The 25,231-nt window shown below is 71.9% G+C and carries 25 protein-coding genes; 5 read left to right on the plus strand and 20 right to left on the minus strand.

Annotated elements, in window-relative coordinates:
- Window positions 1–12 precede the first annotated feature (12 nt).
- The 3 genes from ACZ5TL_RS19480 to ACZ5TL_RS19490 form a co-directional block, all read right to left on the minus strand.
- A complete protein-coding gene (locus ACZ5TL_RS19480) occupies window positions 13–585 on the minus strand; it encodes a GNAT family N-acetyltransferase (RefSeq protein ID WP_468591150.1) in 573 nt (190 codons plus the stop codon).
- On the minus strand, window positions 563–2,809 hold the full coding sequence (locus ACZ5TL_RS19485) for an MMPL family transporter (protein WP_468591151.1): 2,247 nt from the start codon (window positions 2,807–2,809) through the stop codon (window positions 563–565). The genes ACZ5TL_RS19480 and ACZ5TL_RS19485 overlap by 23 nt, the downstream gene beginning before the upstream one ends.
- 158 nt (window positions 2,810–2,967) lie before the next feature.
- The gene (locus tag ACZ5TL_RS19490; RefSeq protein WP_468591152.1) at window positions 2,968–3,336 is read right to left on the minus strand and encodes a hypothetical protein; all 369 of its coding nucleotides are present in this window, start codon (window positions 3,334–3,336) and stop codon (window positions 2,968–2,970) included.
- Window positions 3,337–3,527: 191 nt separating this feature from the next.
- Here ACZ5TL_RS19490 and ACZ5TL_RS19495 point away from each other — a divergent pair, with 191 nt between their 5' ends.
- A complete protein-coding gene (locus ACZ5TL_RS19495; RefSeq protein WP_468591154.1) occupies window positions 3,528–4,328 on the plus strand; it encodes a methyltransferase domain-containing protein in 801 nt (266 codons plus the stop codon).
- A gap of 58 nt (window positions 4,329–4,386) precedes the next feature.
- Here the strand turns inward: ACZ5TL_RS19495 and gatB are convergent, their stop codons facing one another.
- The 10 genes from gatB to ACZ5TL_RS19545 all read right to left on the minus strand — a co-directional run bounded on the left by gatB (window position 4,387) and on the right by ACZ5TL_RS19545 (window position 16,176).
- On the minus strand, window positions 4,387–5,901 hold the full coding sequence (gene gatB / locus ACZ5TL_RS19500) for an Asp-tRNA(Asn)/Glu-tRNA(Gln) amidotransferase subunit GatB (protein WP_468591155.1): 1,515 nt from the start codon (window positions 5,899–5,901) through the stop codon (window positions 4,387–4,389).
- A gap of 14 nt (window positions 5,902–5,915) precedes the next feature.
- A complete protein-coding gene (locus ACZ5TL_RS19505) occupies window positions 5,916–6,155 on the minus strand; it encodes a hypothetical protein (RefSeq protein WP_384166824.1) in 240 nt (79 codons plus the stop codon).
- Window positions 6,152–7,645 (minus strand): Asp-tRNA(Asn)/Glu-tRNA(Gln) amidotransferase subunit GatA, encoded by a 1,494-nt coding sequence (gene gatA / locus ACZ5TL_RS19510; protein ID WP_468591157.1) that lies wholly within the window; start codon window positions 7,643–7,645, stop codon window positions 6,152–6,154. Before gatA ends, ACZ5TL_RS19505 begins: the two co-directional genes overlap by 4 nt.
- Window positions 7,646–7,651: 6 nt before the next feature.
- Window positions 7,652–7,948 carry an Asp-tRNA(Asn)/Glu-tRNA(Gln) amidotransferase subunit GatC gene (gene gatC / locus ACZ5TL_RS19515; protein ID WP_018531282.1) on the minus strand — a complete coding sequence of 99 codons (297 nt, stop codon included), beginning with the start codon at window positions 7,946–7,948 and terminating at the stop codon, window positions 7,652–7,654.
- 276 nt (window positions 7,949–8,224) lie between these two features.
- Window positions 8,225–10,513 carry a putative bifunctional diguanylate cyclase/phosphodiesterase gene (locus ACZ5TL_RS19520; protein ID WP_468591159.1) on the minus strand — a complete coding sequence of 763 codons (2,289 nt, stop codon included), beginning with the start codon at window positions 10,511–10,513 and terminating at the stop codon, window positions 8,225–8,227.
- Window positions 10,514–10,773: 260 nt separating this feature from the next.
- Entirely contained in the window at window positions 10,774–12,969 is a 2,196-nt protein-coding gene (gene ligA, locus ACZ5TL_RS19525; RefSeq protein WP_468591161.1) for an NAD-dependent DNA ligase LigA, read from the minus strand.
- A gap of 15 nt (window positions 12,970–12,984) precedes the next feature.
- Window positions 12,985–13,992, minus strand: coding sequence for a methionine synthase (locus tag ACZ5TL_RS19530; RefSeq protein WP_468591162.1), 1,008 nt, complete (start codon window positions 13,990–13,992; stop codon window positions 12,985–12,987).
- A 31-nt stretch (window positions 13,993–14,023) separates the two neighbouring features.
- On the minus strand, window positions 14,024–14,722 hold the full coding sequence (locus ACZ5TL_RS19535; protein ID WP_468591163.1) for an SDR family oxidoreductase: 699 nt from the start codon (window positions 14,720–14,722) through the stop codon (window positions 14,024–14,026).
- Between the two features lie 111 nt (window positions 14,723–14,833).
- Window positions 14,834–15,373 carry an LOG family protein gene (locus tag ACZ5TL_RS19540; protein WP_468591164.1) on the minus strand — a complete coding sequence of 180 codons (540 nt, stop codon included), beginning with the start codon at window positions 15,371–15,373 and terminating at the stop codon, window positions 14,834–14,836.
- Window positions 15,370–16,176, minus strand: a complete 807-nt coding sequence (locus tag ACZ5TL_RS19545; RefSeq protein ID WP_468591165.1) for a class I SAM-dependent DNA methyltransferase — start codon at window positions 16,174–16,176, stop codon at window positions 15,370–15,372. The genes ACZ5TL_RS19540 and ACZ5TL_RS19545 overlap by 4 nt, the downstream gene beginning before the upstream one ends.
- Before the next feature lie 81 nt (window positions 16,177–16,257).
- On the opposite strand from ACZ5TL_RS19545, the gene ACZ5TL_RS19550 reads away from it, so the two are divergent.
- Both ACZ5TL_RS19550 and ACZ5TL_RS19555 read left to right on the plus strand, forming a co-directional pair.
- The gene (locus ACZ5TL_RS19550) at window positions 16,258–16,581 is read left to right on the plus strand and encodes a DUF427 domain-containing protein (RefSeq protein WP_468591166.1); all 324 of its coding nucleotides are present in this window, start codon (window positions 16,258–16,260) and stop codon (window positions 16,579–16,581) included.
- A gap of 61 nt (window positions 16,582–16,642) precedes the next feature.
- The gene (locus tag ACZ5TL_RS19555) at window positions 16,643–17,425 is read left to right on the plus strand and encodes an alpha/beta fold hydrolase (protein ID WP_468591168.1); all 783 of its coding nucleotides are present in this window, start codon (window positions 16,643–16,645) and stop codon (window positions 17,423–17,425) included.
- A gap of 45 nt (window positions 17,426–17,470) precedes the next feature.
- On the opposite strand, the gene mnmA is transcribed toward ACZ5TL_RS19555, so the two are convergent.
- Window positions 17,471–18,601 carry a tRNA 2-thiouridine(34) synthase MnmA gene (gene mnmA, locus ACZ5TL_RS19560; protein ID WP_468591170.1) on the minus strand — a complete coding sequence of 377 codons (1,131 nt, stop codon included), beginning with the start codon at window positions 18,599–18,601 and terminating at the stop codon, window positions 17,471–17,473.
- Between the two features lie 59 nt (window positions 18,602–18,660).
- Between mnmA and ACZ5TL_RS19565 the strand changes: the two genes are divergently transcribed.
- On the plus strand, window positions 18,661–19,326 hold the full coding sequence (locus ACZ5TL_RS19565; protein WP_468591171.1) for an N-acetylmuramoyl-L-alanine amidase: 666 nt from the start codon (window positions 18,661–18,663) through the stop codon (window positions 19,324–19,326).
- Between the two features lie 29 nt (window positions 19,327–19,355).
- Here ACZ5TL_RS19565 and ACZ5TL_RS19570 read toward each other — a convergent pair whose 3' ends face one another.
- The 3 genes from ACZ5TL_RS19570 to ACZ5TL_RS19580 form a co-directional block, all read right to left on the minus strand.
- Window positions 19,356–20,525, minus strand: a complete 1,170-nt coding sequence (locus tag ACZ5TL_RS19570) for a cysteine desulfurase family protein (RefSeq protein WP_468591173.1) — start codon at window positions 20,523–20,525, stop codon at window positions 19,356–19,358.
- A 138-nt stretch (window positions 20,526–20,663) separates the two neighbouring features.
- A complete protein-coding gene (locus ACZ5TL_RS19575; RefSeq protein WP_468591175.1) occupies window positions 20,664–20,930 on the minus strand; it encodes a DUF4190 domain-containing protein in 267 nt (88 codons plus the stop codon).
- Window positions 20,931–20,980: 50 nt separating this feature from the next.
- Window positions 20,981–21,145: a hypothetical protein gene (locus tag ACZ5TL_RS19580; RefSeq protein ID WP_468591176.1), complete on the minus strand. Its 165-nt coding sequence runs from the start codon at window positions 21,143–21,145 to the stop codon at window positions 20,981–20,983.
- Window positions 21,146–21,260: 115 nt separating this feature from the next.
- Here ACZ5TL_RS19580 and ACZ5TL_RS19585 point away from each other — a divergent pair, with 115 nt between their 5' ends.
- On the plus strand, window positions 21,261–21,899 hold the full coding sequence (locus ACZ5TL_RS19585) for a TetR family transcriptional regulator (RefSeq protein WP_468591178.1): 639 nt from the start codon (window positions 21,261–21,263) through the stop codon (window positions 21,897–21,899).
- Between the two features lie 425 nt (window positions 21,900–22,324).
- Here ACZ5TL_RS19585 and ACZ5TL_RS19590 read toward each other — a convergent pair whose 3' ends face one another.
- The 3 genes from ACZ5TL_RS19590 to ACZ5TL_RS19600 all read right to left on the minus strand — a co-directional run bounded on the left by ACZ5TL_RS19590 (window position 22,325) and on the right by ACZ5TL_RS19600 (window position 25,227).
- On the minus strand, window positions 22,325–23,185 hold the full coding sequence (locus ACZ5TL_RS19590; protein WP_468591179.1) for a thioesterase family protein: 861 nt from the start codon (window positions 23,183–23,185) through the stop codon (window positions 22,325–22,327).
- Window positions 23,186–23,337: 152 nt separating this feature from the next.
- Window positions 23,338–24,012: a trimeric intracellular cation channel family protein gene (locus ACZ5TL_RS19595; protein ID WP_468591181.1), complete on the minus strand. Its 675-nt coding sequence runs from the start codon at window positions 24,010–24,012 to the stop codon at window positions 23,338–23,340.
- Window positions 24,013–24,096: 84 nt separating this feature from the next.
- Window positions 24,097–25,227, minus strand: a complete 1,131-nt coding sequence (locus ACZ5TL_RS19600; RefSeq protein ID WP_468591182.1) for an ABC transporter ATP-binding protein — start codon at window positions 25,225–25,227, stop codon at window positions 24,097–24,099.
- Window positions 25,228–25,231: the final 4 nt, after the last annotated feature.

Raw genomic sequence — 25,231 nt, forward strand, 5'->3', positions numbered from 1 at the left:
CTGAGAAGTCTCTTAATGATCGTCGTGAGCGGCACGCGCGCGTGCGGCGCGCCACTCGGGCGCCAGCAGCGACCAGACTTCGAGATCGTGCCGTACGCCACGATAGGGGTGGGCCTCGCGCCGCACACCGTCGCGGGTCATGCCGAGCCGTCGCGCCACGTTGAGGCTGGGCTGGTTGCCGGAGGCGGCGACCCATTCGACGCGGTGGATGCCGCGCTGCTCGACCGCCCAGTCGATCAGCACGCGCATCGCGCGTGTGACGAGGCCACGGCCGGTGGCGGCGGGCTCCAGCCAGCAGCCGACCTCGCAGGTGCCGGCCGCCGCGTCGAAGTTCAGGAACAGCACCCCGCCCACGAGCCTGCCCTCCAGCCACAGGCCGTGCAGCGACCCGGTGTCGGCGGCGCGCATGTCGGCGTAGAGCTGGAGCTTCGCGCGGGCCGAGACCAGGTCCGTCTCGGTCGTACCGAACGGGATGTACTGCCCGACGAACTCCCGCCCTCGCTCCAGGTGCGCCAGGAACTCCCCGGCGTGCCAGGGTTCCAAAGGCCTCAGCTCGGCGTCGTCACCCAGGGATATCGCGTACATCCCGCTGCCGCTCCTCCTCCGCCAGGACGTCCGCCACCTCGGCGTCCGTCGCGGCGGCCAGCCTTTCATGGGCGGCACGGCTCTCGGGCGGTTCGATGCTGATGCGCGGCATGCGCCGGTCGAGCCAGCGGGGCAGCCACCAGTTGGCGCCGCCGAGCAGGTGCATCAGGGCGGGGACGAGGAGCGTGCGCAGGACGAAGGCGTCCAGGGCGACGGCGGCGGCCAGGGCGATGCCGAACATGGCGATCACCCGGTCGCCGCTGAGCACGAAGGCCAGGAAGACGGAGATCATGATGACCGCCGCCGAGTTGATCACCCGGCTGGTCTCCGCCAGGCCGACGCGTACGGCCCGCCGGTTGTCGCCGGTCTCGAGCCACTCCTCGTACATCCGGCTGACCAGGAAGACCTGGTAGTCCATGGAGAGACCGAAGAGCACAGACACCATGATCACGGGCAGGAAGGGCTCTATGGGCCCCGCGCTGCCGAGGCCGAGCAGTTCGCTGCCCCAGCCCCACTGGAAGATCGCGACGACCACCCCGAAGGCGGAGGCCACGGCGGCGACGTTCATCGCGGCGGCCTTCAGCGGGATGCCGATCGACCGGAAGGCGAGCAGGAGCAGCAGACAGCCCAGGCCGATCACGACCCCGACGAAGACGGGCAACTTGGAGACGATGACGTCGGCGAAGTCGTCGTAGCCGGCGGTCACACCGCCCACCTGCACGTCGAGGGAGGTCCCCGATTCGGCACCGGGCAGCACCTCGTCGCGCAGCCGGTCGACGAGGTCGCTGGTCCGCTTCGACTGCGGGGAGGACTCCGGTACGACGGTGAGGTACGCGGTGTGACCGCCGGAGTCGAACGTCACCGGGGTCACCGAGGCGACGCCGTCGGTGGCGCGGAGCGTGCCGTCGAGTCTGTCCAGGGCGAGCTTGTCGTCGGTGCCGGCGACCTTGGTGACGAGGGTGAGCGGGCCGTTCACGCCGGGGCCGAAGCCGTCGGCGAGCAGGTCGTAGGCCTGGCGGGTGGTGGCCGTCCCGGGGTTGTTTCCCTGGTCGGAGGTGCCCAGGCGCAGGGAGAGGGTGGGCAGCGCGAGGACCGCCATGACGACCAGCGCGACCGCGCCGAGCATCTTGGGGTGGCGTTCCACGAAGGCCGACCAGCGGGCGGCGAAGCCGGTGGGCAGCTCGGGCTCGGGCCCGTGCTCCGCCAGGCGGCGCCGCTCGCGGCGGCCGAGCGCCCGCTTGCCGATGAGGGACAGCAGGGCGGGCAGCAGCGTCACGGACGCGGCGACGGTGAGGACCACGGTCAGGCTGGCCGCTATGGCGACGCCGTTGAGGAAGCCGAGCTGGAGGATCAGCATGCCCAGCAGGGCGATGCAAACGGTGGCACCCGCGAAGACGACCGCGCGTCCCGTGGTCGCTACGGCGTTCGTGGCCGCCTCGGTGACGGACAGGCCGCCTTTCAGCCCGCGCCGGTGCCGGGTGACGATGAACAGCGCGTAGTCGATGCCGACGCCGAGCCCGATCAGCATGCCCAGCATGGGCGCGAAGTCGGCGACGGTCATGGCGTGCCCGAGCAGCACGATGCCGGCGTAGGCGGTGCCGACGCCGACCAGGGCGGTGGCGATGGGCAGCAGGGAGGCGGCGAGCGAGCCGAAGGCGAGGAACAGCACGACCGCGGCGACGGCCACGCCGACGATCTCGGCGAGGTGCCCGCCGGAGGACTCGGTGAGTGCCACGGCGCTGCCGCCCAGCTCCACCTCGAGCCCGCCGGTCTCGGCGGCCTTCGCGGTGTCGACGACGGCCCTGGCCTCGCTCTCGCTGATGTCCTGGGCCTGGTCGTCGAAGGTGACCGTGGCGTACGCCGTACGGCCGTCCGCGCTGATGCGGCCCGTGCCCGGGCCGTCGTAGGGGCCGGTGACCGAGGCCACGCCGGGCAGGTCCCCGATCCGGTCCAGCGTGTGCGTCATGGTCTGTTCGACGTCGGTGGCGCGGACGCTGCCGGACGTGGTGTGCCAGACGACGGTGTCGCTGTCGCCGCCGAGCTGCGGGAAGCCCTCGTGCAGCAGCTCGGTGGCGCGGCCCGACTCGGTGCCGGGGATCTGGTAGTCGTTCGAGTAGGTGGTGCCGGCGACGGCGGCGCCCGCGGCCGTCCCCGCGAAGGCGAGGAGCCACAGCAGTACGGTGACCAGACGGCGCTGGACGCACCAGCGTGCGAGGGCTGCCACGGATCGTGCTCCCGGGGTGCTTTGTGTGGATCTTTGGCCGGGAGCAGTCGTACAGGAACTGAACAGCCCGCAAAGAACGCATGAGCAATGCGATGCCACTCTTACAGGCACACGAGATCATTTGTCGTTTTCGTGGGCTTGTTCACAGCGGCCCGGTATCAGTCGGACTGGTCCCCCACCGCCATCGCCATCACCCCTGCGATCAGCAGCCACAGCGCCCGGCGGGTGCGGCCCCGGGAGCCCAGGACGGTGGCGGCCGCGCAGACGGCGGCTCCGCCGGCGTAGGCCGCCGGGACGAGCGCGGGTGCGGAGCGGGTGAGGCGGAGCAGTGCCGCTGCCAGGCCCGCCAGGGTCAGTACGGCACCGGCACCCGTCGCCGTCCAGCGGGCCCGGCGGGCGTCCGCCGCCGGATCGCCGGCGCCGTCGAGATCATCGGCGCCGTCGAGATCGCCGACGTCGTCCTGCTCGGCGGTCGCCTCCGAGTCCGCTATCTCTGCGTCGGTGCCGGAATCAGCGCGTCCACTCATGGCCGAGACGGTAGCGCGTCGGGCGGGGAAAACCGGGTGCGGGGCGGAGGGGCCGGCTGTTAGCGTCCGCTGGTCCGAGGAACGCCCGCGGCGTCCCGCCGCCCGGCCGAAGCAGGTGCATTGTTTGACGGTCCGACCGAGCTCCGACGCATCCCCGTTCTTCCTCAAGGACTCAAGGAGCCCGTTCCGCGATGTCGGACATCACTTCCCGGACCTCGAACGACCCCCTCACTGACCGTGTGAGCCACCCCGGCTACCCGCGCAGCAACGGCTACGACGCCCGCTGGACCATCGAGAACCAGATGGGCCCGCACGCGCTGTGGCTGCTGGAGTGGCTGGCCCCCGCCCTGGGGCTCGACACCCTGAGCCCCGGCTCCCGCGTGCTCGACCTGGGCTGCGGCCGCGCCATGACGTCGGTCTTCCTCGCCAGGGAGTACGACCTCCAGGTCACGGCCGCCGACCTGTGGATCAAACCCGGCGAGAACGCCGGACGCATCGCGGAGGCGGGCGTCGCCGACCGCGTCCTGCCCTTGCTCGCCGAGGCGCACGACCTGCCGTTCGGCGAGAACAGCTTCGACGCGATCGTCTCCGTCGACGCCTACCAGTACTTCGGCACGAACGACCTGTACCTGCCCGAGCTGACGCGGCTGCTGAAGCCCGGCGGGCGGATCGGCGTCGTCGTACCGGCGCTGCGCGAGGAGATCGACGGCGTCGAGCCGCCGGAGCACCTCAAGCCGTACTGGGAGCCCGGATTCTGGTGCTTCCACACGGCGGCCTGGTGGCGGCGCCACTGGACCCGCGGCGGAGTGGAGGTCGAGACCGCGGACTGGCTGGAGGACGGCTGGCGCGACTGGCTGCGGTGGAGCGAGGTCGTGGCCGAGGAGCACACGGACGAGTTCCACATCCGGATGGCCGGGCGGTCGGCCGAGATGCTGCGTCTCGACCAGGGCTCCACGCTGGGCTTCGTCCGGGTCGTGGGACGCCGCCCGTAAGCGGCTGAGGGGGGATGCGCCGGGTTCGGCGCATCCCCCCCATCTCGGGTCTGCGGGCTCAGCCCTCGCCGACGCCCAGCTTCTGAAGGATCAGCTCCTTGACGCGGGCCGCGTCGGCCTGGCCCCGGGTCGCCTTCATGACCGCGCCGACCAGGGCGCCGGCCGCGGCCACCTTGCCGCCGCGGATCTTGTCCGCGATGGCCGGGTTGCCGGCGATGGCCTCCTCGACGGCGGTGGTGAGGGCGCCCTCGTCGGAGACGACCTTCAGACCGCGCCGGTCGACGACCTCGTCCGGGGTGCCTTCGCCCGCGAGGACGCCCTCGATGACCTGCCGGGCCAGCTTGTCGTTCAGGTCGCCCTTGGCCACCAGCTCGGTCACCCGGGCGACCTGCGCCGGGGTGATCGCCAGCTCGTCCAGTGCCTTGCCCGACTCGTTGGCGCTGCGGGCCAGCTCGCCCATCCACCACTTGCGGGCGGAGGCCGCGTCGGCCCCGGCCTCGATGGTGGCGACGATCGGCTCCAGCGCACCGGCGTTGAGGATCGCCTGCATGTCGGTGGCCGAGACCCCCCACTCCTCACGGAGCCGGTTGCGGCGGACCAGCGGCAGCTCCGGCAGTCCGGCCCGGATCTCCTCGACCCACTCGCGCGACGGCGCCACCGGGACGAGGTCGGGCTCGGGGAAGTACCGGTAGTCCTCGGCCTCCTCCTTGACCCGGCCCGAGGTCGTGGAGCCCGTGTCCTCGTGGAAGTGCCGGGTCTCCTGGACGATCGTGCCGCCGGACGACAGCACGGCCGCGTGCCGCTGGATCTCGAAGCGGGCCGCGCGCTCCACGGACCTGAGCGAGTTCACGTTCTTCGTCTCGGAGCGGGTGCCGAACTTCTCGGTGCCGTTCGGGCGCAGCGACAGGTTCACGTCGCAGCGCATCTGGCCCATCTCCATCCGGGCCTCGGAGACGCCGAGCGCCTTGATGAGCTCGCGCAGCTCACGGACGTAGGCCCGGGCGACCTCGGGGGCACGCTCGCCCGCGCCCTCGATCGGCTTGGTGACGATCTCGATGAGCGGGATGCCGGCACGGTTGTAGTCGAGCAGGGAGTGCGAGGCGCCGTGGATACGGCCCGTCGCGCCACCGACGTGCGTCGACTTGCCGGTGTCCTCCTCCATGTGGGCGCGCTCGATCTCCACGCGGAAGGTCTCGCCGTCCTCCAACTGGACGTCGAGGTAGCCGTTGAAGGCGATCGGCTCGTCGTACTGGGAGGTCTGGAAGTTCTTCGGCATGTCCGGATAGAAGTAGTTCTTCCGGGCGAAGCGGCACCACTCGGCGATCTCGCAGTTCAGCGCGAGGCCGATCTTGATGGCGGACTCCACGCCGGTCGCGTTGACGACCGGCAGCGCGCCGGGCAGGCCGAGGCAGACCGGGCAGGTCTGCGCGTTGGCGTCCTGGCCGAGGGCGGTCGAGCAGCCGCAGAACATCTTGGTCTTGGTGCCGAGTTCGACATGGACCTCGAGGCCCATGACGGGGTCGTACGACGCGAGTGCGTCCTCGTACGACACCAGGTCGGTCGTGGTGGTCACGGTGAACTTCCCTCTCAGCCCAACAGGACGTCTTCGTCGCCCAGCTGCTTCAGCTCGCGGTAGAGAATGGCCAGGTTGGTGACGACCGCCGCTCCGGTCACGACGGCGTCGAGCAGCCGCAGCGTGTCGTTGTCTCCGCGGGCCTTCTTGATCTGCTTGTAGACCCCGACGGCGCCGAACGCCGACGTGGCCATCGAGATGTACAGGCCGGACTTGGACTTCTTGAAGCCCTTGGCCTTGGACAGTGCGCTCACAGCGACGGAGCCTCCTCGATCAGCGGGTGGCCCCACTTTTCCACGAAGGCGGCCTCGACGGCGGCACCCACCTTGTACAGGCGGTCGTCCTTCATGACGGGGGCGATGATCTGCAGGCCGACCGGGAGGTTGTCCTCCGGGGCGAGACCGCACGGCAGCGACATGGCCGCGTTGCCCGCCAGGTTGGTCGGGATGGTGCACAGGTCGGCGAGGTACATCGCCATCGGGTCGTCGGCGCGCTCGCCGATCGCGAAGGCGGTGGTCGGGGTCGTCGGGGAGACGATCACGTCGACCTGCTCGAACGCCGTGTCGAAGTCCTGCTTGATCAGCGTGCGGACCTTCTGGGCGCTGCCGTAGTAGGCGTCGTAGTAGCCGCTCGACAGGGCGTACGTGCCGAGCATGATGCGGCGCTTGACCTCGGGGCCGAAGCCGGCCTCGCGGGTGAGCGAGGTGACCTCCTCGGCGGAGTGCGTGCCGTCGTCGCCGGTCCGCAGGCCGTAGCGCAGGCCGTCGAAGCGGGCGAGGTTGGAGGAGCACTCGCTCGGCGCGATCAGGTAGTACGCCGACAGCGCCAGGTCGAAGGACGGGCAGTCCAGCTCGACGATCTCGGCACCCAGCTCCTTGAGGAGCGCGACCGACTCGTCGAACCGCTGGATGACGCCGGCCTGGTAGCCCTCGCCGCGGAACTGCTTGACGACGCCGACGCGCATGCCCTCGACCGAGCCGTTGCGGGCGGCGTCGACGACCGGCGGGACCGGGGCGTCGATGGAGGTGGAGTCGAGCGGGTCGTGCCCGGCGATCACCTCGTGCAGCAGGGCCGCGTCCAGGACCGTGCGGGCGCAGGGGCCGCCCTGGTCGAGGGAGGAGGAGAAGGCGACCATGCCGTACCGGGACACCCCGCCGTACGTCGGCTTCACGCCGACCGTGCCGGTGACGGCCGCGGGCTGGCGGATGGAGCCGCCGGTGTCGGTGCCGATGGCGAGCGGCGCCTGGAAGGAGGCGAGCGCCGCGGAGGAACCGCCGCCGGAGCCGCCGGGGATCTTGGTGAGGTCCCAGGGGTTGCCGGTCGGGCCGTAGGCGCTGTTCTCGGTGGAGGACCCCATGGCGAACTCGTCCATGTTGGTCTTGCCGAGGATGACCACGTCGGCGGCCTTCAGCCGCTGGGTGACCGTCGCGTCGTACGGCGGGATCCAGCCTTCGAGGATCTTCGAACCGACGGTGGTGGGCATGCCCTCGGTGGTGAAGATGTCCTTCAGCGCGAGGGGCACACCGGCCAGGGGCCCGAGCTTCTCCCCCTTGGCGCGCTTCTCGTCGACGGCACGGGCCTGGGCGAGGGCGCCCTCGCGGTCGACGTGCAGGAAGGCGTGCACCTTCTCGTCGACGGCCTCGATGCGGGCGAGGTGGGCCTCGGTGACCTCGACGGCCGACAGCTCGCCGGAGGCGATCTTCGCGGCGGTCTCGGCGGCGGTGAGCTTGATGATGTCCGTCATGAGTTCTTAGTCCTCCCCCAGGATCTGCGGCACCTTGAAACGCTGCTGCTCCTGGGCCGGGGCGCCGGAGAGCGCCTGCTCGGGGGTGAGCGACGGACGGACCTCGTCCGCCCGCATGACGTTCGTCAGCGGGAGGGGGTGCGAGGTCGGCGGTACGTCTTGGTCGGCGACCTCGCTGACGCGGGCGACCGCGCCGATGATGTCGTCCAGCTGTCCCGCGAAGTGGTCGAGCTCTTCGGGCTTCAGCTCCAGACGCGCCAGCCGGGCGAGGTGGGCGACCTCCTCGCGCGTGATGCCAGGCATGCAGCGATCCTCTGGGTGAGTGTCGTGTGGTTGGGAGCAATCCTATGGGGCGGGCAGGTGTGCCCGTGAAACAGCTTCACCGGCCCCGGCGGCCCGGCACCGCCGGAGTGGTTCAAACGGAGAGCGAGCCGATCCAAAAAGCGAGCCGGTCCGGTCGTGGCTCCAAGGGGTCCTTTCACCATGAGCGTCCGATCAGGTCGCGTGGACTGGTGCCGGGCAACGCGGCGAGGCGCGGTGCCAGACCACGCGACCCGGGCGGGCATAGTGAAAGGACCCCTAAGCGATGCGGCCCGAGTCGTCCGCCGTCGCCGCCGGGAGGGCCGCCCGGGGGCGCTGCCAGCCCCGGGAGCCGCGGGCCCGGAGCCAGGCCGTGGTCTCGTCGGGCGGCATCGCGGCGGCGACCAGCCAGCCCTGGACGGCGTCGCAGCCCAGGTCGCGCAGGCGCTCCCAGGTCTCGTCGTCCTCGACGCCCTCGGCGACGACGAGCAGGCCGAGGGAGTGCGCGAGGTCGACCGTGCAACGCACGATCTCGGCGTCCTCGGTGTCGACCGCGAGCCGGGCCACGAAGGAGCGGTCGATCTTCAGTTCGCTGACGGGGAGCCGGCGCAGGTGCACGAGGGAGGAGTAGCCCGTGCCGAAGTCGTCCAGGGACATCTTCACGCCGTGCCCGGTCAGCGCGTTGAGGGTGTCGGCGGCGCGTCCGGGGTCCTCGAGGAGGACGTGTTCCGTTATCTCCAGTTGGAGCGCTCCCGCGGGGACGCCGTGCCGGGCCAGCCGGGCGGCGACGGAGCCGGCGAAGCCGGGGGTGTGCACATCTCGCGGGGAGACGTTCACCGCGACCGGCACGAACAGGCCCTGCGCGCGCCACCGGGCGACCTGGCCGAGCGCGGTCTCCAGGACGTACTCGGTGAGGTGGGGCATCAGGCCCGAGGACTCGGCGATCGCTATGAACTCGTCCGGCGGCACCTTGCCCCGCTCGGGGTGCACCCAGCGGACCAGGGCCTCCAGGCCCGCGACCTGTCCGTCGAAGCGGACCTTGGGCTGGTAGTGCAGATGCACCTCGTGCGCGTCCAGGGCGCGGCGCAGGTCGCCCAGCAGACCGAGCCGGTCGGGGGTGTTGGAGTCGCGCTTTGACTCGTAGACCTCAACGCCCGTGCGGTCCCGCTTCGCCTGGTACATCGCCACGTCCGCCCGGCGCAGCAGCCCCTCGGCGTCCAGGGCGTGGTCGGGGAAGACGGCCACTCCGGCGCTGGCCTCCAGGACGAGGGTGAGGCCGTCGAGGTCGAGCGGGGAGCTGAGTGCGGCGACCAGGTTGCGGGCGACCCGGGTCGCGGAGGTCGTGGAGTCGGCCACTGGAAGTAAGACGGCGAACTCGTCCCCGCCGAGCCGGGCGGCCTCCGCGCCGCGTGGCAGCGCCACCCGCAGCCGGTCGGCGATCTGCAGCAGCAGCCGGTCACCGGCGAGGTGGCCGAGCGTGTCGTTGACCGACCGGAAACGGTCGAGGTCGATCAGCATCAGGGCGGCGCGGGCGTCGATCCGCTCCGCGTCGTCCAGCGCGGCCCAGATCCGCTCCAGCAGCCACTGCCGGTTGGGCAGCCCGGTCAGCGGGTCGCGCAGCTGCTCCTCCGCCCGGGCCCGGGCTATCCACAGGGTCGAGTCCAGGGCGATCAGGGGGATGGAGAACAGCGGCAGCAGGATCGGCTTGGCCACGGCGACCACGCAGACCAGCGGCGCGATGCCGAGCAGCGCGATCGCGACCAGGCCTTGTCTGACCAGGGCGGTGCGGGCGACGGTGGGCAGACCGGGGCGCGGGGCGTGCAGGTACCAGAGCAGGACGCGGGTGACCGCCAGGTACGCGGCGGCGACCAGGGCCACCTCGGGCGCGGTGGCGAGCGTCCAGGCGCCGGGCTCCGCCGGGGACTCGACGGACGGCACCGTTCCGAAGACGCCCAGCACCAGGGCGCCGGCGCCGATGCCGAGGAGGTCGACCGCCCCGTGCAGGACCCCTTGGCGCCAGCGGTTGCGGCGGGCTATGCCGACCAGCACGACGACCGTGAGGCTGACCATGCCGGCCGGGACCCAGCCGTAGAGCAGCAGCACGGCGAGGGTCAGGGCGGCGCCCGAGCCGGTGCCGCCCCACCAGCGGGACCGGCCCAGCATGACGAGGTGGCCGACGATGATGCCGGTCAGCACGGCCAGCGCCCAGCCGGCCGTGCCCGACGGGAAGAGCGCGTGGCCGTCGGTGAACGCGCGGTAGAAGCCGGCGCCCAGGACGAACCCGGCCGCCGCGACGACCGCCGCGGGCAGCACGGGCCAGGACTGGTGCCGTTCGGAGTCCCGGTCCGGATCCGCTCCGGCCAGTGCGGTGGGGTGCTCGGCGGCCTGCTGCGCGCCGCGGCCGTCCGTCGCGGCGCGCCCCCCGCCGGCACGCCCGTCCGCGGTGTACTGTCCGACGACGCGCGCCTCCGCGCCCGGACGCCCCGCCCCACGGACTGCACGCCATGCGACCGCCATGCGGCGCAGGCGCAGCCGTGAGCCCGGCACGGCGCTCTCGGTCGGTTCCATTCCCGTCCCTCTCACAGCCGGCGGTGCCCTCGCCCCGCGGCCCGGTGCCCGACAACCCTTGGGCGGCCCGCGCTGGATAACCCTTCCCCGTACCCCTGCCCGAGCACGAGGATGCCCCGACCGCAGCTGGGCACGGCAGGCGCACATCTCAACAGTAGGCCGCAGAAGGCTTCCACGGGCGGCGGTCGCCGACGGTTGCCCGAATGCGCCCCGGCCACCCGTATGCATCTGGTATGCGCCGAACGGGTGGCCTTCAACCGCTACTCCTCGGCCGAAAGGGCGACTTCGGCCGCCGCTTCCGGTCCCTGCTCCAGCAGGACGCCGAAACCCTCCTCGTTCAGGACGGGAACCTTCAGCTGCATCGCCTTGTCGTACTTCGATCCGGGGCTGTCCCCCACGACGACGAACGACGTCTTCTTCGAAACCGAGCCGGTCACCTTGGCCCCGCGGGTCTGCAGCGCCTCCTTGGCGCCGTCCCGCGTGAGGTGTTCGAGGGTGCCGGTGACGACCACCGTGAGCCCTTCGAGGGGGCGCGGCCCCTCGTCCTCGCCGGTGCTCTCCGCCTCCATGCGGACGCCGGCGGCCTTCCACTTACGGATGATTTCGCGGTGCCAGTCCTCGGCGAACCACTGCTTGAGGGAGGCGGCGATGGTGGGGCCGACGCCCTCGGTGACCGCCAGCTCCTCCTCGGTGGCCTGGTCGATCCGCTCGATCGAGCGGAACTCGCGGGCCAGCGCCTCGGCCGCGACGGGGCCGACGTGACGGATCGACAGGCTGGTGAGGACCCGGGCGAGGGGGCGCTCCTTGGCCGCCGCGATGTTCTCCAGCATGGCGAGCGCATTCTTGCGGGGGTTGCCCTCCTGGTTGGCGAAGATCGTGGCGACCTTCTCCTCGCCGGTCTTCGGGTCGCGCTTGGGCAGACCGCTGTCCGGGTCGAGGACGTACGCCTTGATGGGCAGCAACTGCTCGATGGTGAGGTCGAACAGGTCGCCCTCGTCCACCAGCGGCGGGGTCTTCGGCTCCAGCGGGGCGGTGAGGGCGGCCGCGGCGACATAGCCGAAGTGCTCGATGTCCAGCGCCTTGCGGCCCGCGAGGTAGAAGAGGCGCTCGCGCAACTGGGCCGGGCAGGTGCGGGCGTTCGGGCAGCGCAGGTCGACGTCGCCCTCCTTCATCGGCCGCAGCGCCGTACCGCACTCGGGGCACTCGGCCGGCATCACGAACTCGCGCTCGCTGCCGTCGCGCAGGTCGGCGACGGGGCCGAGGATCTCCGGGATGACGTCACCGGCCTTGCGCAGCACCACCGTGTCACCGATGAGGACACCCTTGGCCTTGACCACGTCCTGGTTGTGCAGCGTGGCGAACTCGACCTCGGAGCCCGCGACCGTGACCGGCTCGACCTGGGCGTACGGCGTGACCCGGCCGGTACGGCCCACGCCCACACGGATGTTGACGAGCTTGGTGTTGACCTCCTCCGGCGCGTACTTGTACGCGATCGCCCAGCGCGGCGCGCGCGAGGTGGAGCCGAGGCGGCCCTGGAGGGGGATCTCGTCGAGCTTGACGACCACGCCGTCGATCTCGTGCTCCACGGAGTGGCGGTTCTCGCCGAAGTGGGCGATGAACTCCCGGATCCCGTCGAGGCCTTCGACCACCCGGTTGTGGCCGGACGTGGGCAGGCCCCAGGTCTTCAGCAGGTCGTAGGCCTCGGAGAGGCGGGTCAGGCCGGTGAAGCCCTCCAGCGCGCCGATGCCGTGGACGACCATGTGCAGGGGGCGGGTGGCGGTGACGCGCGGGTCCTTCTGGCGCAGCGAACCGGCCGCCGCGTTGCGCGGGTTGGCGAAGGGCTTGTCCCCGGCTTCTACGAGGCGGGCGTTGAGCTCCTGGAACTTCTCCATCGGGAAGTAGACCTCGCCGCGGATCTCCACGAGGTCGGGGACGTCGTCGCCCTTGAGGCGGTCGGGGATCTCCGCGATCGTCCGGACGTTGGGCGTGATGTCCTCGCCCGTGCGGCCGTCGCCGCGGGTCGCCGCGCGGGTGAGCCGGCCGTGCTCGTAGGTGAGGTTCACCGCGAGGCCGTCGACCTTCAGCTCGCACAGGAAGTGGTAGTCCTGCTCGCCCAGTTCCCTGGCGATGCGCTCCGTCCAGGCGGCCATCTCCTCGTCGTTGAACGTGTTGTCGAGGGAGAGCATCCGCTGGCGGTGCTCGACCGCCGTGAACTCCGTCTCGTACGACCCGGACACCTTCTGGGTCGGGGAGTCCGGGGTGCGCAGCTCCGGGTGCTCCTCCTCCAGCGCCTCCAGGGAACGCAGCAGCTCGTCGAACTCCGCGTCGCTGACGACGGGAGCGTCCTTCACGTAGTAGCGGAAGCGGTGCTCCTCGATCTGCTCCGCGAGGCGCGCGTGCTTCTCCCGTGCCTCGGCGGGCACCGTCGTCGTCTCCGCTTGCTTGTCGCCGGCCACCGTGTCGTCCTCCCGTTACTCTGGGTTGTCCGCGAGGGATCTCGCCGCCCGGGCGCAGTGGGCGAGGGCCGTGCGCGCGTACCCCGGGGAGGCCCCCGCGAGTCCGCACGCCGGGGTGACGGTGACCGCCTCCGCGAGAAGCCCCGGTGACAGCCCCAGCCTGCGCCACAGCGTCCTGACACCCATGACGCTACCGGCAGGGTCTGACAACGGGCCCTCCGCGGACGGGACGACACCGGTGAAGAGCCGGGTGCCGTCCTCCACCGCCTCCCCGATCGCCTCGTCGTCACGCTCGGTGAGCAGGGAGAAGTCGAAGGAGACGGCCGCCGCGCCCGCCCGGCGGAGCAGGGCGAACGGGACGTCCGGAGCGCAGGAGTGGACGACGACGGGGCCGCCGCCGTGCACGCCGACGAGGTCGCGCAGCGTCTGCTCGATGATCTGCCGGTCGACGGCCCGGTGGGTCCGGTAGCCGCTCGCGGTCCTCACCTGGCCGCGCAGAACGGCGGTCAGGGACGGCTCGTCGAGCTGCAGCACGAGCTGCGCGCCGGGGATCCGCCGCCGCACTTCGCCGAGGTGCAGCCGCAGCCCCTCGGCGAGAGAGGCGGCGAGGTCGCGGCAGGCTCCCGGGTCGGAGAGGACGGCCTCGCCGTTCCTCATCTCCAGGTGGGCGGCGAGGGTCCAGGGGCCGACGGCCTGGACCTTCAGCGGCCCCTCGTAGTCCTGGGTGCACTCCTCCAGCGCGTCGAGGTCCTCGCCGAGCCAGGACCGGGCCCGCTTGGTGTCCCGCCCGGGCCGGTCCCCGAGCCGCCAGCCGCTGGGCTCCACGCGCGCGTACAGCTCGACGAGCAGGCCGGCGGTCCGGCCGATCATGTCCGCGCCCGGTCCGCGGGCGGGCAGTTCGGGCAGGAAGGGGAAGTCCTCGAAGGTCCCGGTGACGGTCTTGGCGGCCTCCCGGGCGTCGCCGCCCGGCATGGACCCGACGCCGGTGGCGGCACCGAACCTGAACTGGCTGTTTTCGCTCACCGGAGAAGCCTACGCAGCCGCTCCGCCGGGGTCAGCTCCCCGGTCGCACCGTCAGGTCGTTGACCTCGGCGTCCCGCGGCAGGTCCAGGGCCATGACGATGGTCGTGGCCACCGACTCCGGGTCGATCCACTTCGACGCGTCGTACTCCTTGCCCTCCTGCTGGTGGACCTTGGCCTGCATGGGGCTGGCCGTGCGGCCGGGGTAGACCGAGGTGACGCGGACGCCATGGCCGCGCTCCTCGTGGCGCAGGGAGTCGGCGAGGGCCTTCAGACCGTGCTTGGAGGCGGCGTACGCGGACCAGTCGGCATGGGCGTTGAGGCCGGCGCCGGAGTTGACGAAGACCACGTGGCCCCGGGCGGCACGCAGCTGGGGCAGGAAGTGGCGGGTCAGCTCGGCGGGGGCGACGAGGTTGACGTTGAGCTGGTGGCGCCAGGTCTTCGGGGTGAGTTCGCCGACCGGGCCGAGGTCGACGACCCCGGCGATGTGCAGCAGCGAGTCCACGCGGTCCGGCAGCGACTGGTGGGAGAACGCCCAGGAGAGCCTGTCGGGATCAGCGAGGTCGCCGACCAGCGTCCTCGCCCCGGGGAACTCGGCCGCCAGCTCCTTGGCGCGGCCCGCGTCGCGCGCGTGCAGCACGAGCTCGTCCCCGCGCGCGTGCAGGCGGCGGGCCACGGCCGCGCCGATGCCGGAACCCGCTCCGGTGATCACATGAGTAGCCATGACCGCCATGCTCGCATCACCCGGGGGTCACGCCGCGTACCGGTCCGGGCCCGGGCCACGTCCCGGCTCACCCTCGCAACCGGGACCACCCGATGGCCCGGCTCCCCCGCGCGGCCGGGGTCACGCGATGCCCCGGCTCTCCTCCAGGTACGCCAGCGCGCCCACCGGCTCCTCGGCGAAGAACACCAGGTCGGTGAGCGGCCGGGGCAGGAAGCCCTCGTCCTCCATGCGGCGGAACTGTTCCTTCAGCCCGTCGTAGAAGCCCGCGGTGTTGAGCAGGACCACCGGCTTGTCGGTGTGGCCGTGTTTCTTCAGTTCCAGGATCTCGGTCGCCTCGTCGAGCGTGCCCGTGCCGCCGACCATGACGACCACGGCGTCGGCCTTCTCCAGGAGGAGCCTCTTGCGCTCGGCGAGGTCCTTGGCGACCACCATCTCGTCGACGCCCGAGCGGGCCTTGGCGGCGAGGAACTGCACGGAGACGCCGGTCAGCCGGCCGCCGGCCTCCTGCACCCCGTCGGCGACGACCTTCATGAGGCCGACGTCGGAGCCGCCCCACACGAGCGTGTGGCCCCCCTTGCCGAGCAGGGTGGCGAACTCCCGCGCGGGACGGGTGTAGCGCTCGTCGAGGTCGGCGGCGGAGAGGAAGACACAGATGTTCATGAACCCACCGTACGGGCCCGGTCCGCCGCCAGGGTGACCCGCATTTTGGACTGCCGGTGCGGGAGTTGTTCCCAGTCGTCCATGAACCGGGCGTCCAGGCCGTGCCTCGCGGCGAGTTGGGTCAGGGTCCCCGTCCGGTAGTAGAAGTCCTCGCGCAGCACCTGGTGCTCCTCGCCCTCCGTGCGGTCGAAGGTGAAGTCGAAGAACCCGCCGGGCGCGAGGATCCGGCCGACGTGGGCGAAGCACTCCTCGATGACGTGCGGCGGCGAGTGCGAGAAGACGCTGTGCGCGTGCACCACGTCGAAGTGCGCCTCGGGCAGGAAGGCGAAGGTGAGGTCGTCCGTGAGCGCCAGGTGGGGCAGCTTGTGCTGGAGCTTCTCGGCCACGAGGGTGTCCTGGGCGGCGAGCAGGATGTGCGGCGAGATGTCGATGCCGTAGTAGTGCCCGGCGTCGAGGTAGTCGATGAACAGCCGCCCGGCGCGCAGGTTGCCGCAGCCGATCTCCAGCATCCGGTGGTGCGGCTGGAGGCCGTGCCCCGCCAGGTAGTCGAACTGCATGCGCCCGATCCGCAGCCACGCCTCGCGGGAGGGGTTGTGCCCCACCGCCGCCTCCGCGCTGCGCGCCGCGTCCGAGGCCATCACGGCGCGGTAGTACGCGATGTGGTCGTCGCGGTACCGCAGCCGCAGCCAGGCGTCCCGCACCGCACGCCGGGCGTGCGCGGGCACGCGCTCCGGGTGGCGCAGGGCGTACCGGACCTGGTGGGTCAGGGTGCTGCGGTTCTTGGCCGGTTCCGTGGCTCGCATGGGTGACCTCCTGCGGCGAGGGAAGAACTCCGCTTCAACGTGCGCTGATCGTAGGGGGCGACTATCCAAAGGAGAGCGATCGTGACCACCGGGCATCGCATCACCATCAAGAAGAGTGACCGGCCCGTGCGCGTGGTTCACGCCGGGCAGGTCCTGGCGGAGAGCGACCGGCCGCTGGTCCTGCACGAGACGGGCTGTCCCGAGCGGTACTACATCCCGGCCGAGGACGTACGTCTCGACCTGCTGACACCGTCCGGCACGCGCACGTACTGCCCGTTCAAGGGCACCGCGTCCTACTGGTCGCTACCGGACGCGGCGGACCTCGTCTGGGCGTATCCGGATCCCAAGTCGGACGTCGCCGAGATCAGGGATCACCTGTGCTTCTACGAGGTGGAAGTGGTGTGATCGGCTGACGCACGGCCCGCCTCACCCATGAAGACCGTGCCGTGCGGCAGTCTGCATTGGCATGGACAAGAAGATCCTTTCGCGTGACGGCACCCGTATCGCCTACGAGAGCACCGGACGCGGCCCGGCGGTCGTCCTGGTGAGCGGCGCGATGTCGACGGGCGGCACCCTGGCGCCGCTGGCCGTGTCGCTCTCGGACCGTTTCCAGGTCGTCGTGTACGACCGCCGGGGCCGCGGCACCAGCGGCGACACCGCGCCGTACGCGGTGGAGCGTGAGGTCGAGGACCTGGCGGCGGTGATCGAGGCGGTGGGCGGCGAGGCGTTCCTGTACGGCACCTCCTCGGGCGGGGCGCTGGCCCTGGAGGCGGCGGCGAGCGGCCTGCCGGTGCGGCGCGTCGCGGTGTACGAGACGCCGTTCGCGATGTCCGAGGAAGGCGCCAGGGAGCGGGCGGAGTACACCGAGCGGCTGACGGAGGCGCTCGGCGAAGGACGGCGCGGGGACGCGGTCGAGTTGTTCCTGCGGCTGGCCGGCCTGGCCGAGGGTGTGATTCAGGGCGCCCGCCAGTCCCCCATGTGGGCCGCCATGGAGGCGATGGCCCCGAGCCTCGCCCACGACGACGCCGTCATGCGCGACGGCCGGGTCCCCAGCGACCGGCTGGGCTCGGTCGGCGTCCCCGTCCTGGCGGTCGCGGGCGACGCGAGCCCCGGGTGGCTCCGGGAGGCGGCCCGGGCGATCGCGGACTCCGTCCCCGAGGGGACGTACCGCACGCTCCAGGGGCAGACGCACATGGTCGAGCCGAACGTGCTGGCGCCGGTGCTGACGGAGTTCTTCAGCCGGGACTGAGAAGGCTCCACACGCGCGTGGAGCCCGTGCGCGGGTGCCCTCGGGTCAGGCCACGCCCGCCGCCGCCCGCCTGGTCGAGGCGATCGTCGCCGAGCCCACCACGCGCGTGCCGTCGTACAGGACGATCGCCTGGCCGGGGGCGACGCCGCGGACCGGCTCGGTGAAGGTGACCTCCAGGGAGCCGTCGACGAGTTCGGCGGTCACCTCGGTCTCGCCGCCGTGGGCGCGCAGCTGGGCCGTGTAGGTGCCGGGGCCGGTGGGGGCGAGGCCGCACCAGCGGGGCTTGATCGCGGTCAGGGCGCCGACGTCCAGCGCGTCGGCCGGGCCGACCGTGACCGTGTTGGTGACCGGGGAGATGTCGAGGACGTAGCGGGGCTTGCCGTCGGGGGCCGGGGTGCCGATGCGCAGGCCCTTGCGCTGGCCGATGGTGAAGCCGTACGCGCCCTCGTGCGTGCCGAGCTTCGCGCCCGACTCGTCGACGATGTCGCCCTCGGAGCGGCCGAGGCGGTCCGCGAGGAAGCCCTGGGTGTCGCCGTCGGCGATGAAGCAGATGTCGTGCGAGTCGGGCTTCTTGGCCACCGCGAGGCCCCGGCGCTCGGCCTCCGCCCGGATCTCCTCCTTGGTCGTGACGGTGTCGCCGAGCGGGAACATCGCGTGGGCGAGCTGCCGGTCGTCGAGGACGCCGAGGACGTACGACTGGTCCTTGGCCATGTCGGAGGCGCGGTGCAGCTCGCGGGTGCCGTCCTCGTGGAGGGTCACCTTGGCGTAGTGGCCCGTGCAGACCGCGTCGAAGCCCAGCGCGAGCGCCTTGTCGAGGAGGGCGGCGAACTTGATCTTCTCGTTGCAGCGCAGGCAGGGGTTGGGGGTGCGGCCGGCCTCGTACTCGGCGACGAAGTCCTCGACGACGTCCTCGCGGAAGCGGTCGGCGAGGTCCCACACGTAGAACGGGATGCCGATGACGTCGGCGGCGCGGCGGGCGTCCCGCGAGTCCTCGATGGTGCAGCAGCCCCGCGCGCCCGTCCGGAAGGACTGGGGGTTGGCGGAGAGCGCGAGGTGGACGCCGGTCACGTCGTGGCCCGCTTCGGCCGCGCGGGCGGCGGCGACGGCGGAGTCGACTCCGCCGGACATGGCGGCCAGGACGCGGAGGGGGCGGGGGCGCTGCGGGGTTTCAGTCATAACCCTTCCAGGGTACGGGGCGCGGGAACCAGGGCCGCCGGGTATCCGTTGACGATCACATGGGACAGCGGAAGGCTTCGAAGGACGGCGACCGGAAGGTCGGCCGTCGCGCGCTGCTGATCGGCGGCACGGTGGCCGCGGCGGGTTCCGCCGTGCTGGCCCGTGACGAGTTGGCGCGGCTGTGGTGGCGCGCCCCCGGCGTCGAGAAGCCGCGCAAGGAGGGCGAGGTCGACTACACGGGGGCCCGCTGGGTGGCGGCGTCGGAGGCGAACTGGCGCCGCGCGGACCGCCCCGACGACTTCGGCATAGACATGGTGATCGTCCATGTCACACAGGGCAGCTTCGACAGCGCGGTGAAGGCCTTCCAGGACCCGGGCCACAAGGCGGCCACGCACTACATCGTCCGCCAGGACGGGCACGTCACGCAGATGATCCGCGAGCTGGACGTGGCGTACCACGCGGGCAACCGCGACTACAACGAGCGCAGTGTCGGCATCGAGCACGAGGGCTTCGTGGACCGCCCGCAGGACCTCACGGACGAGATGTACGAGGCCTCGGCCCGTCTCACGGCCCGGATATGCGCGCGCTACGACATCCCCGTCGACCGCGAGCACATCATCGGCCACGTGGAGGTCCCGGGCACGGACCACACGGACCCGGGGCGGCACTGGGACTGGGACCGGTACATGCGGCTGGTGCGTCAGGCGCGTACGACCCCGGCGTAGTCGGGGGCACGGAGCCGGCCGGGCGGGGTCTACGTCAGCCCCGCCGCCCGCGCCCGCTCCACCGCCGGGCCGATGGCCTTGGCCAAGGCCTCGACGTCGGCCTCGGTGGAGGTGTGGCCGAGCGAGAAGCGGAGGGTGCCGCGGGCCAGGTCGGGGTCGGTGCCGGTGGCGAGGAGGACGTGGCTGGGCTGGGCGACGCCGGCGGTGCAGGCGGAGCCCGTGGAGCACTCGATGCCCTGCGCGTCGAGCAGGAGCAGCAGGGAGTCGCCCTCACAGCCGGGGAACGTGAAGTGCGCGTTGGCCGGGAGGCGGCCCTCCGGGTCCGGGTCGCCGCCGAGGATCGCGTCGGGGACGGCCGAGCGGACGGCGGTGACCAGGGCGTCGCGCAGGGCGCCGATCTCGCGGGCGAACCACTCGCGCTGCTCGGCGGCGAGCCGCCCGGCGACCGCGAAGGAGGCGACGGCGGGGACGTCGAGGGTGCCGGAGCGCACATGCCGCTCCTGGCCGCCGCCGTGCAGGACGGGGACGGGGGTGTGTTCACGGCCGAGGATCAGCGCGCCGATGCCGTACGGGCCGCCGACCTTGTGGCCCGAGACCGTCATCGCGGCGAGGCCGGAGGCGGCGAAGTCGACCGGGATCTGGCCGAAGGCCTGCACGGCGTCCGAGTGCAGCGGGACCTCGAACTCGGCTGCCACGTCGGCGAGTTCGCGGACGGGCAGGATCGTGCCGATCTCGTTGTTCGCCCACATGACGGTGGCGAGGGCCACGTCGCCGGGATTGCGGGCGATCGCCTCGCGCAGGGCGCCCGGGTGGACGCGGCCGTGGGGGTCGACCGGCAGGTACTCGATGGTGGCGCCCTCGTGTTCGCCGAGCCAGTGCACGGCGTCGAGGACCGCGTGGTGCTCGACGGGGCTGGCGAGGACGCGGGTGCGGGCCGGGTCGGCGTCCCGGCGTGACCAGTAAAGGCCCTTGACGGCGAGATTGTCGGCCTCCGTGCCGCCCGAGGTGAAGACGACCTCGCTGGGGCGGGCGCCGAGGGCTTCGGCGAGAGTCTCGCGGGCCTCCTCGACGGTGCGGCGGGCCTGCCGGCCGGATGCGTGGAGGGAGGACGCGTTGCCGGTGGCACCCAGCTGGGCGGTGAACGCCTCTACCGCCTCCGGGAGCATCGGGGTGGTCGCGGCGTGGTCGAGGTAAGCCATGGTGAGCCCGATTCTACGGCTCGTCCTCCACGGGTCTCAGATCAAGGCCGGCCGAAGGGAACCGCTTTCCCGCACGGCGACGGCCCGTCGTCCCCGGGCCCGGTCGCGGCGTACCGGCGGACGGTGTCCGGCGACGGCTCAGATGCTCCACGAGATCGTGTTGTCGACCTCCATGAACGCCGCCAGGACCAGCAGGTCGGCGACGCCGAGGCCCAGGCCGAGCAACGCGCGGCCGCGGCGCTCGGTGCCGCGCCACAGGGCCACACTCGCCAGCACGATGGCGATCGGGCCGAGGAAGATGTTGAGCACGAGCAGGCCGAGCAGGCCGAGGACGAAGGACGCGACGGCCATGCCGTCGGTGTCACGGATACCGGTGCGGCGCGTGGCCGGAGCGGTGAGCTGCATGGTGATCGACTCCCGGGATCGGATCGAGGCCGCGGTGGCCGGTGCGGTGGTCAGTGGGCCTGCGTGTGGCGCCGTCGGTCACGCTCGCGGAGCGCGAAGATGCCGAGCCAGACGGCGATGACCACGCCGGCGGTGACGGAGAAGGTGAGCGGCGCGTGGGCCACGGTGCCGAGGACGACACCCAGCAGGAGCAGCGCGGCGACGATGAACAGCACGGGAAACAGCCCCCAGGTTTCGGTGAACGGTTGTGGTTACAGTTGTTCACTGACTTCCCAGTCTAGCGTCTCTCATCGCTTTCCAATTCCAGAGAACAGTTGTTAACTGCATGGTATGAGTCACACCCTCGGCATCCGGCAGGCCCAGAAACAGAAGACCCGGCAGGCACTCCTGGACGCGGCCCTGGGGCTGCTGGAGGAGCAGAGCCTGAGCAGCCTGGGGCTGCGCGAGGTCACCCGCGCCGTCGGTGTCGCCCCGACCGCCTTCTACCGCCACTTCCGCTCCACGGCGGATCTCGGCGTGGCCCTGGTCGAGGAGGCGCTGGGCAGCCTGCACCCGATGATCCGGACGACGGTGTCCGCGACGGGCGACCACGAGGAGCGCGTCACGCGCGCCATCGAGCTGATCGCCCGTCACGTCGACGGGTACCCCGCGCATGTCCGGTTCATCGCCCGTGAGCGACATGGCGGAGTCCAGCCGGTACGGGAGGCCATACGGGACCAACTGACCCGGTTCGCCCAGGAGGTCAGGGACGAACTGGCCAAGGACCCGGTGTCCGGGGGCTGGACCGAGGACGACCTGCTGATGCTCGCGCACCTCTACGTCGACCAGATGCTGATCACCGCGTCGCAGTTCCTGGAGGCGCTGGAGGGGCCCGAGAAGGAACGGGAGGAACGGACCCGGCAGGCCGCGCGGGTGGCGGCCCGCCAGATGCGGCTGATCGGCCTCGGCCGCCGGCATTGGCTGGACTGACGCGCCCCACCACGCCCAGGGGCGGCCCGCCCGTTCACCGAGCGCGCCGCCCCTGCCGTGCCCCGGCCGCACCGAGGGCCGGTTCCGCCTGGTTCGCCTGCCGGGTCTGCCCCTGGCCGCCCCCGCCCGGACCGCCACAGCCGCCGCCCTGCCCGCCGTCAGGCGCCCCGCTGGGCAAGCCGGAAGGGGCCCCGGACAATGCACCCGACGGCTTTGCGGCACCTGAAGCAGCTCCCGACGGAGCCCCTGAAGGTGCGCCCGACGGAGCATCAGAAGGCGCACCCGAAGGCGCCCTGCCCGGCTTCCCGACGGCGCCTGACATGCCCACCAGGCAGTGCCAACCGGCCGATGTCAACCGGGCAATGCCAACGAGCCCGATGCCAACCGGTCCGAAGCCAACCGACCCGATGCCGACCGGGCTGGGGTCAGGGCAGCCTGACCCGCGCGAGCTGCCGGGACTGCGCCACCAGCCGGTCCGCGCTGTCCCACACCTCCGCGTCCTCCTCCAGGAAGCCTCCGGCGAGGTTGCGCGTGGTGATCGACACCCGCAGCGGACCGGGCGCCGGGCGGCAGCGGACGTGCACGGTCAGCTCGATGGTCGGCACCCAGCCCTTCAGGCCGAGTTCGAAGGCCGTGGGCGGCAGGGCGTCCACCGCCAGCAGCAGGGAGAGCGGGTCGGCGTCACGCCCGTCGGCGAGCCCGAACCAGGCCCGCATCTCCCCCTTGCCGGAGGGCTGTCCGAGGGCCCAGCCCAGGGTCGACGGGTCGAGCTTGAGCATCAGACGGTCGGTGATCGCCGAGCTGCCGTCGACGGGGGCGGGCCCGTCCTCCGGACCGAAGCAGTGCTCCATCGGCGGGATCGCGGGCGGCCGGGCCGTCGTACGGACGTCGTCGGGCAGGGTGTCCAGGTCGCCGTAGGAGGCGAGGACGCGGATGCGCTCGATCTCGCGGCCCTCGTCGTCGTACTGGAAGAGGGAGGCCTGGCCGGTGGACAGGGTGCGGCCGGTGCGGACCACGTCCGTGCGGACGACCGCAGGGCCGGGCTGGGACGCGGTCAGGTAGTGCGCCGAGACGGTGAAGGGGTCGGCGTGCGGCAGGGCGTCCGCGAGGGCGCGGCACAGAACCGCCAGCAGGTAGCCGCCGTTGACGGCGCTGATGATCGTCCAGCCGGCGGAGAGGTCGATGTCGTAGACGCCGGGCGCGCGGCGGGTGAGCGCGGTGTCGCGGTCGAACTCGCTGTCGCCGATCGAGGCCCGGACGGCCGGGGCGGAGGCTGCTTCTGGCATGGGTGAACACTACAAGAACTAACTACTAAGCGGTAGCTTTCTAGTGCCTCCAGGCGCCCCGCCGAGATGAGACACGGGCCATGTCCCGGTAAGTGCCGGACTCGTCCTGCCCGCGTGCGGGTGGCTGACGCGGGAGGCGGGCGTCCGTCCCGTCACGGCAGTTGGGGCTGCTCCTCCTCGCTCACCGTCGACCGCCGGTGCCACGCACGCGGAGCGCGCCAGTGGTACCGCATCGCGAGCAGGCGCAGTGCGAAGGCGGTGATCACCGCGAGGGCGCTGGTGAACGGGTTCAGGGCGTCGTAGCGGATGCACAGGGCGACCAGGGTGGCGCCGACGATCGCCGGGACCGCGTACAGGTCGCGGTCCCAGCGCAGCAGCGAGGGCACCTCGTTGGCGAGGACGTCCCGCAGCACACCGCCGCCCACGGCGGTGGTCAGGCCCAGGCCGGCCGACGCGGTCAGGCCGAGCCCGTACTCGTACGCCTTGATCGTGCCGACGGCGCAGAACAGGCCGAGGCCGGCCGCGTCGAAGACGTTGACGGCGACCTGGATGCGCTCCACCTGCGGGTGCAGGAAGAAGACGAGGAGGGTGGCGAACAGCGGGGTGAGGAAGTACCCCAGGTCCGTGAAGGCGGCGGGCGGCACGGCCCCGATGACCAGGTCGCGCAACAGCCCGCCGCCCAGCGCGGTGGCCTCGGCGAGGACGGCCATGCCGAACACGTCGAAGTTCTTGCGCACGGCCAGCAGGGCGCCGGAGATCGCGAAGACGAAGATGCCGATCAGGTCGAGCGTGTGCTGGACGGACGGACTGAAGAGTTGCTGGAGCACCCGACCATCTTCACCCACGGGTCACCCCCGCCCCGATGTGCGGCGACGCACGGGACGAGGGCGGGGGCAGGGGCCCGGGGACGACTACTTCCCGGGGGACTCCACGGTGACGTCCTTCGCGGAGGACAGCAGCTTGGTGTCCTGCGGCTGCTGGTCCTCGAAGTTCTCCGGGTGGTGGCAGGCGACGCGCTGCCCGGCCCGCAGCTCCACCAGCGGCGGCTCGGTCGTCTTGCAGATCTCCGTCGCCTTCCAGCACCGGGTGTGGAAGCGGCAGCCGCTCGGCGGGGAGATCGGCGAGGGCACGTCGCCCTTGAGCAGGATGCGCTCGCTCTTGGCCGACTTGCGCCTCGGGTCGGGGATCGGCACCGCTGACATCAGAGCCTTGGTGTACGGGTGCATCGGCGTCCTGTAGAGCAGGTCGCGCTCGGCGAGCTCCACGATCTTGCCGAGGTACATCACCGCGATCCGGTCCGAGACGTGCCGGACGACCGACAGGTCATGGGCGATGATCACGTACGTCAGGCCGAGCTCCTGCTGGAGGTCGTCCAGCAGGTTCACCACCTGAGCCTGGATCGACACGTCCAGGGCCGACACCGGCTCGTCGGCCACCACCAGCTTCGGGTTGAGCGCGAGCGCGCGGGCGATGCCGATGCGCTGGCGCTGACCGCCGGAGAACTCGTGCGGATAGCGGTTGTAGTGCTCGGGGTTGAGGCCCACGACCTCCAGCAGCCGCTGCACCTCCTTCTTGATGCCGCCCTCGGGCGTGACGCCCTGGAGCCGGAAGGGAGCGCCGACGATGGTGCCGATGGTGTGGCGCGGGTTCAGCGACGAGTACGGGTCCTGGAAGATCATCTGCACGTCGCGGCGCAGCGGGCGCATGCCGCCGACGCCGAGGTGCGTGATGTCCTTGCCCTCGAACTCGACCGTCCCGGCGCTCGGTTCCAGCAGCCGGGTGATGAGCCGCCCCATCGTCGACTTGCCACAGCCCGACTCGCCCACGACGCCCAGGGTCTCGCCGGCCCTGACCTCGAAGTCGATGCCGTCGACCGCCCGCACCGCGCCGACCTGCCTCTGGAGCATGCCCTTGCGGATCGGGAAGTGCTTCTGGAGCCCGGTCACCTTCAGCAGGATGTCGCCGGCGGCGGCGTCCTTGGTGGGGGCGGCCCCGCCTGCGGCCTGTGCCTCGGTGCCGTCGCTCTTCGCGGACGTGGTCACGACC

Source organism: Streptomyces sp. NPDC033136, assembly GCF_055578235.1.

Excerpts from the sequence above, each read along its gene's own strand:
- ACZ5TL_RS19565 (WP_468591171.1), top strand. The coding sequence starts at position 18,661 with ATGGGACAGCGGAAGGCTTCGAAGGACGGCGACCGGAAGGTCGGCCGT.
- ACZ5TL_RS19490 (WP_468591152.1), bottom strand. The coding sequence starts at position 3,336 with ATGAGTGGACGCGCTGATTCCGGCACCGACGCAGAGATAGCGGACTCG.
- ACZ5TL_RS19540 (WP_468591164.1), bottom strand. The coding sequence starts at position 15,373 with ATGAACATCTGTGTCTTCCTCTCCGCCGCCGACCTCGACGAGCGCTAC.
- ACZ5TL_RS19520 (WP_468591159.1), bottom strand. The coding sequence starts at position 10,513 with ATGGAACCGACCGAGAGCGCCGTGCCGGGCTCACGGCTGCGCCTGCGC.
- ACZ5TL_RS19570 (WP_468591173.1), bottom strand. The coding sequence starts at position 20,525 with ATGGCTTACCTCGACCACGCCGCGACCACCCCGATGCTCCCGGAGGCG.
- ACZ5TL_RS19545 (WP_468591165.1), bottom strand. The coding sequence starts at position 16,176 with ATGCGAGCCACGGAACCGGCCAAGAACCGCAGCACCCTGACCCACCAG.
- gatA (WP_468591157.1), bottom strand. The coding sequence starts at position 7,645 with ATGACGGACATCATCAAGCTCACCGCCGCCGAGACCGCCGCGAAGATC.
- ACZ5TL_RS19575 (WP_468591175.1), bottom strand. The coding sequence starts at position 20,930 with ATGCAGCTCACCGCTCCGGCCACGCGCCGCACCGGTATCCGTGACACC.
- gatC (WP_018531282.1), bottom strand. The coding sequence starts at position 7,948 with ATGCCTGGCATCACGCGCGAGGAGGTCGCCCACCTCGCCCGGCTGGCG.
- ACZ5TL_RS19585 (WP_468591178.1), top strand. The coding sequence starts at position 21,261 with ATGAGTCACACCCTCGGCATCCGGCAGGCCCAGAAACAGAAGACCCGG.
- ACZ5TL_RS19555 (WP_468591168.1), top strand. The coding sequence starts at position 16,643 with ATGGACAAGAAGATCCTTTCGCGTGACGGCACCCGTATCGCCTACGAG.
- ACZ5TL_RS19480 (WP_468591150.1), bottom strand. The coding sequence starts at position 585 with ATGTACGCGATATCCCTGGGTGACGACGCCGAGCTGAGGCCTTTGGAA.
- ACZ5TL_RS19535 (WP_468591163.1), bottom strand. The coding sequence starts at position 14,722 with ATGGCGGTCATGGCTACTCATGTGATCACCGGAGCGGGTTCCGGCATC.
- ACZ5TL_RS19590 (WP_468591179.1), bottom strand. The coding sequence starts at position 23,185 with ATGCCAGAAGCAGCCTCCGCCCCGGCCGTCCGGGCCTCGATCGGCGAC.
- ACZ5TL_RS19495 (WP_468591154.1), top strand. The coding sequence starts at position 3,528 with ATGTCGGACATCACTTCCCGGACCTCGAACGACCCCCTCACTGACCGT.
- mnmA (WP_468591170.1), bottom strand. The coding sequence starts at position 18,601 with ATGACTGAAACCCCGCAGCGCCCCCGCCCCCTCCGCGTCCTGGCCGCC.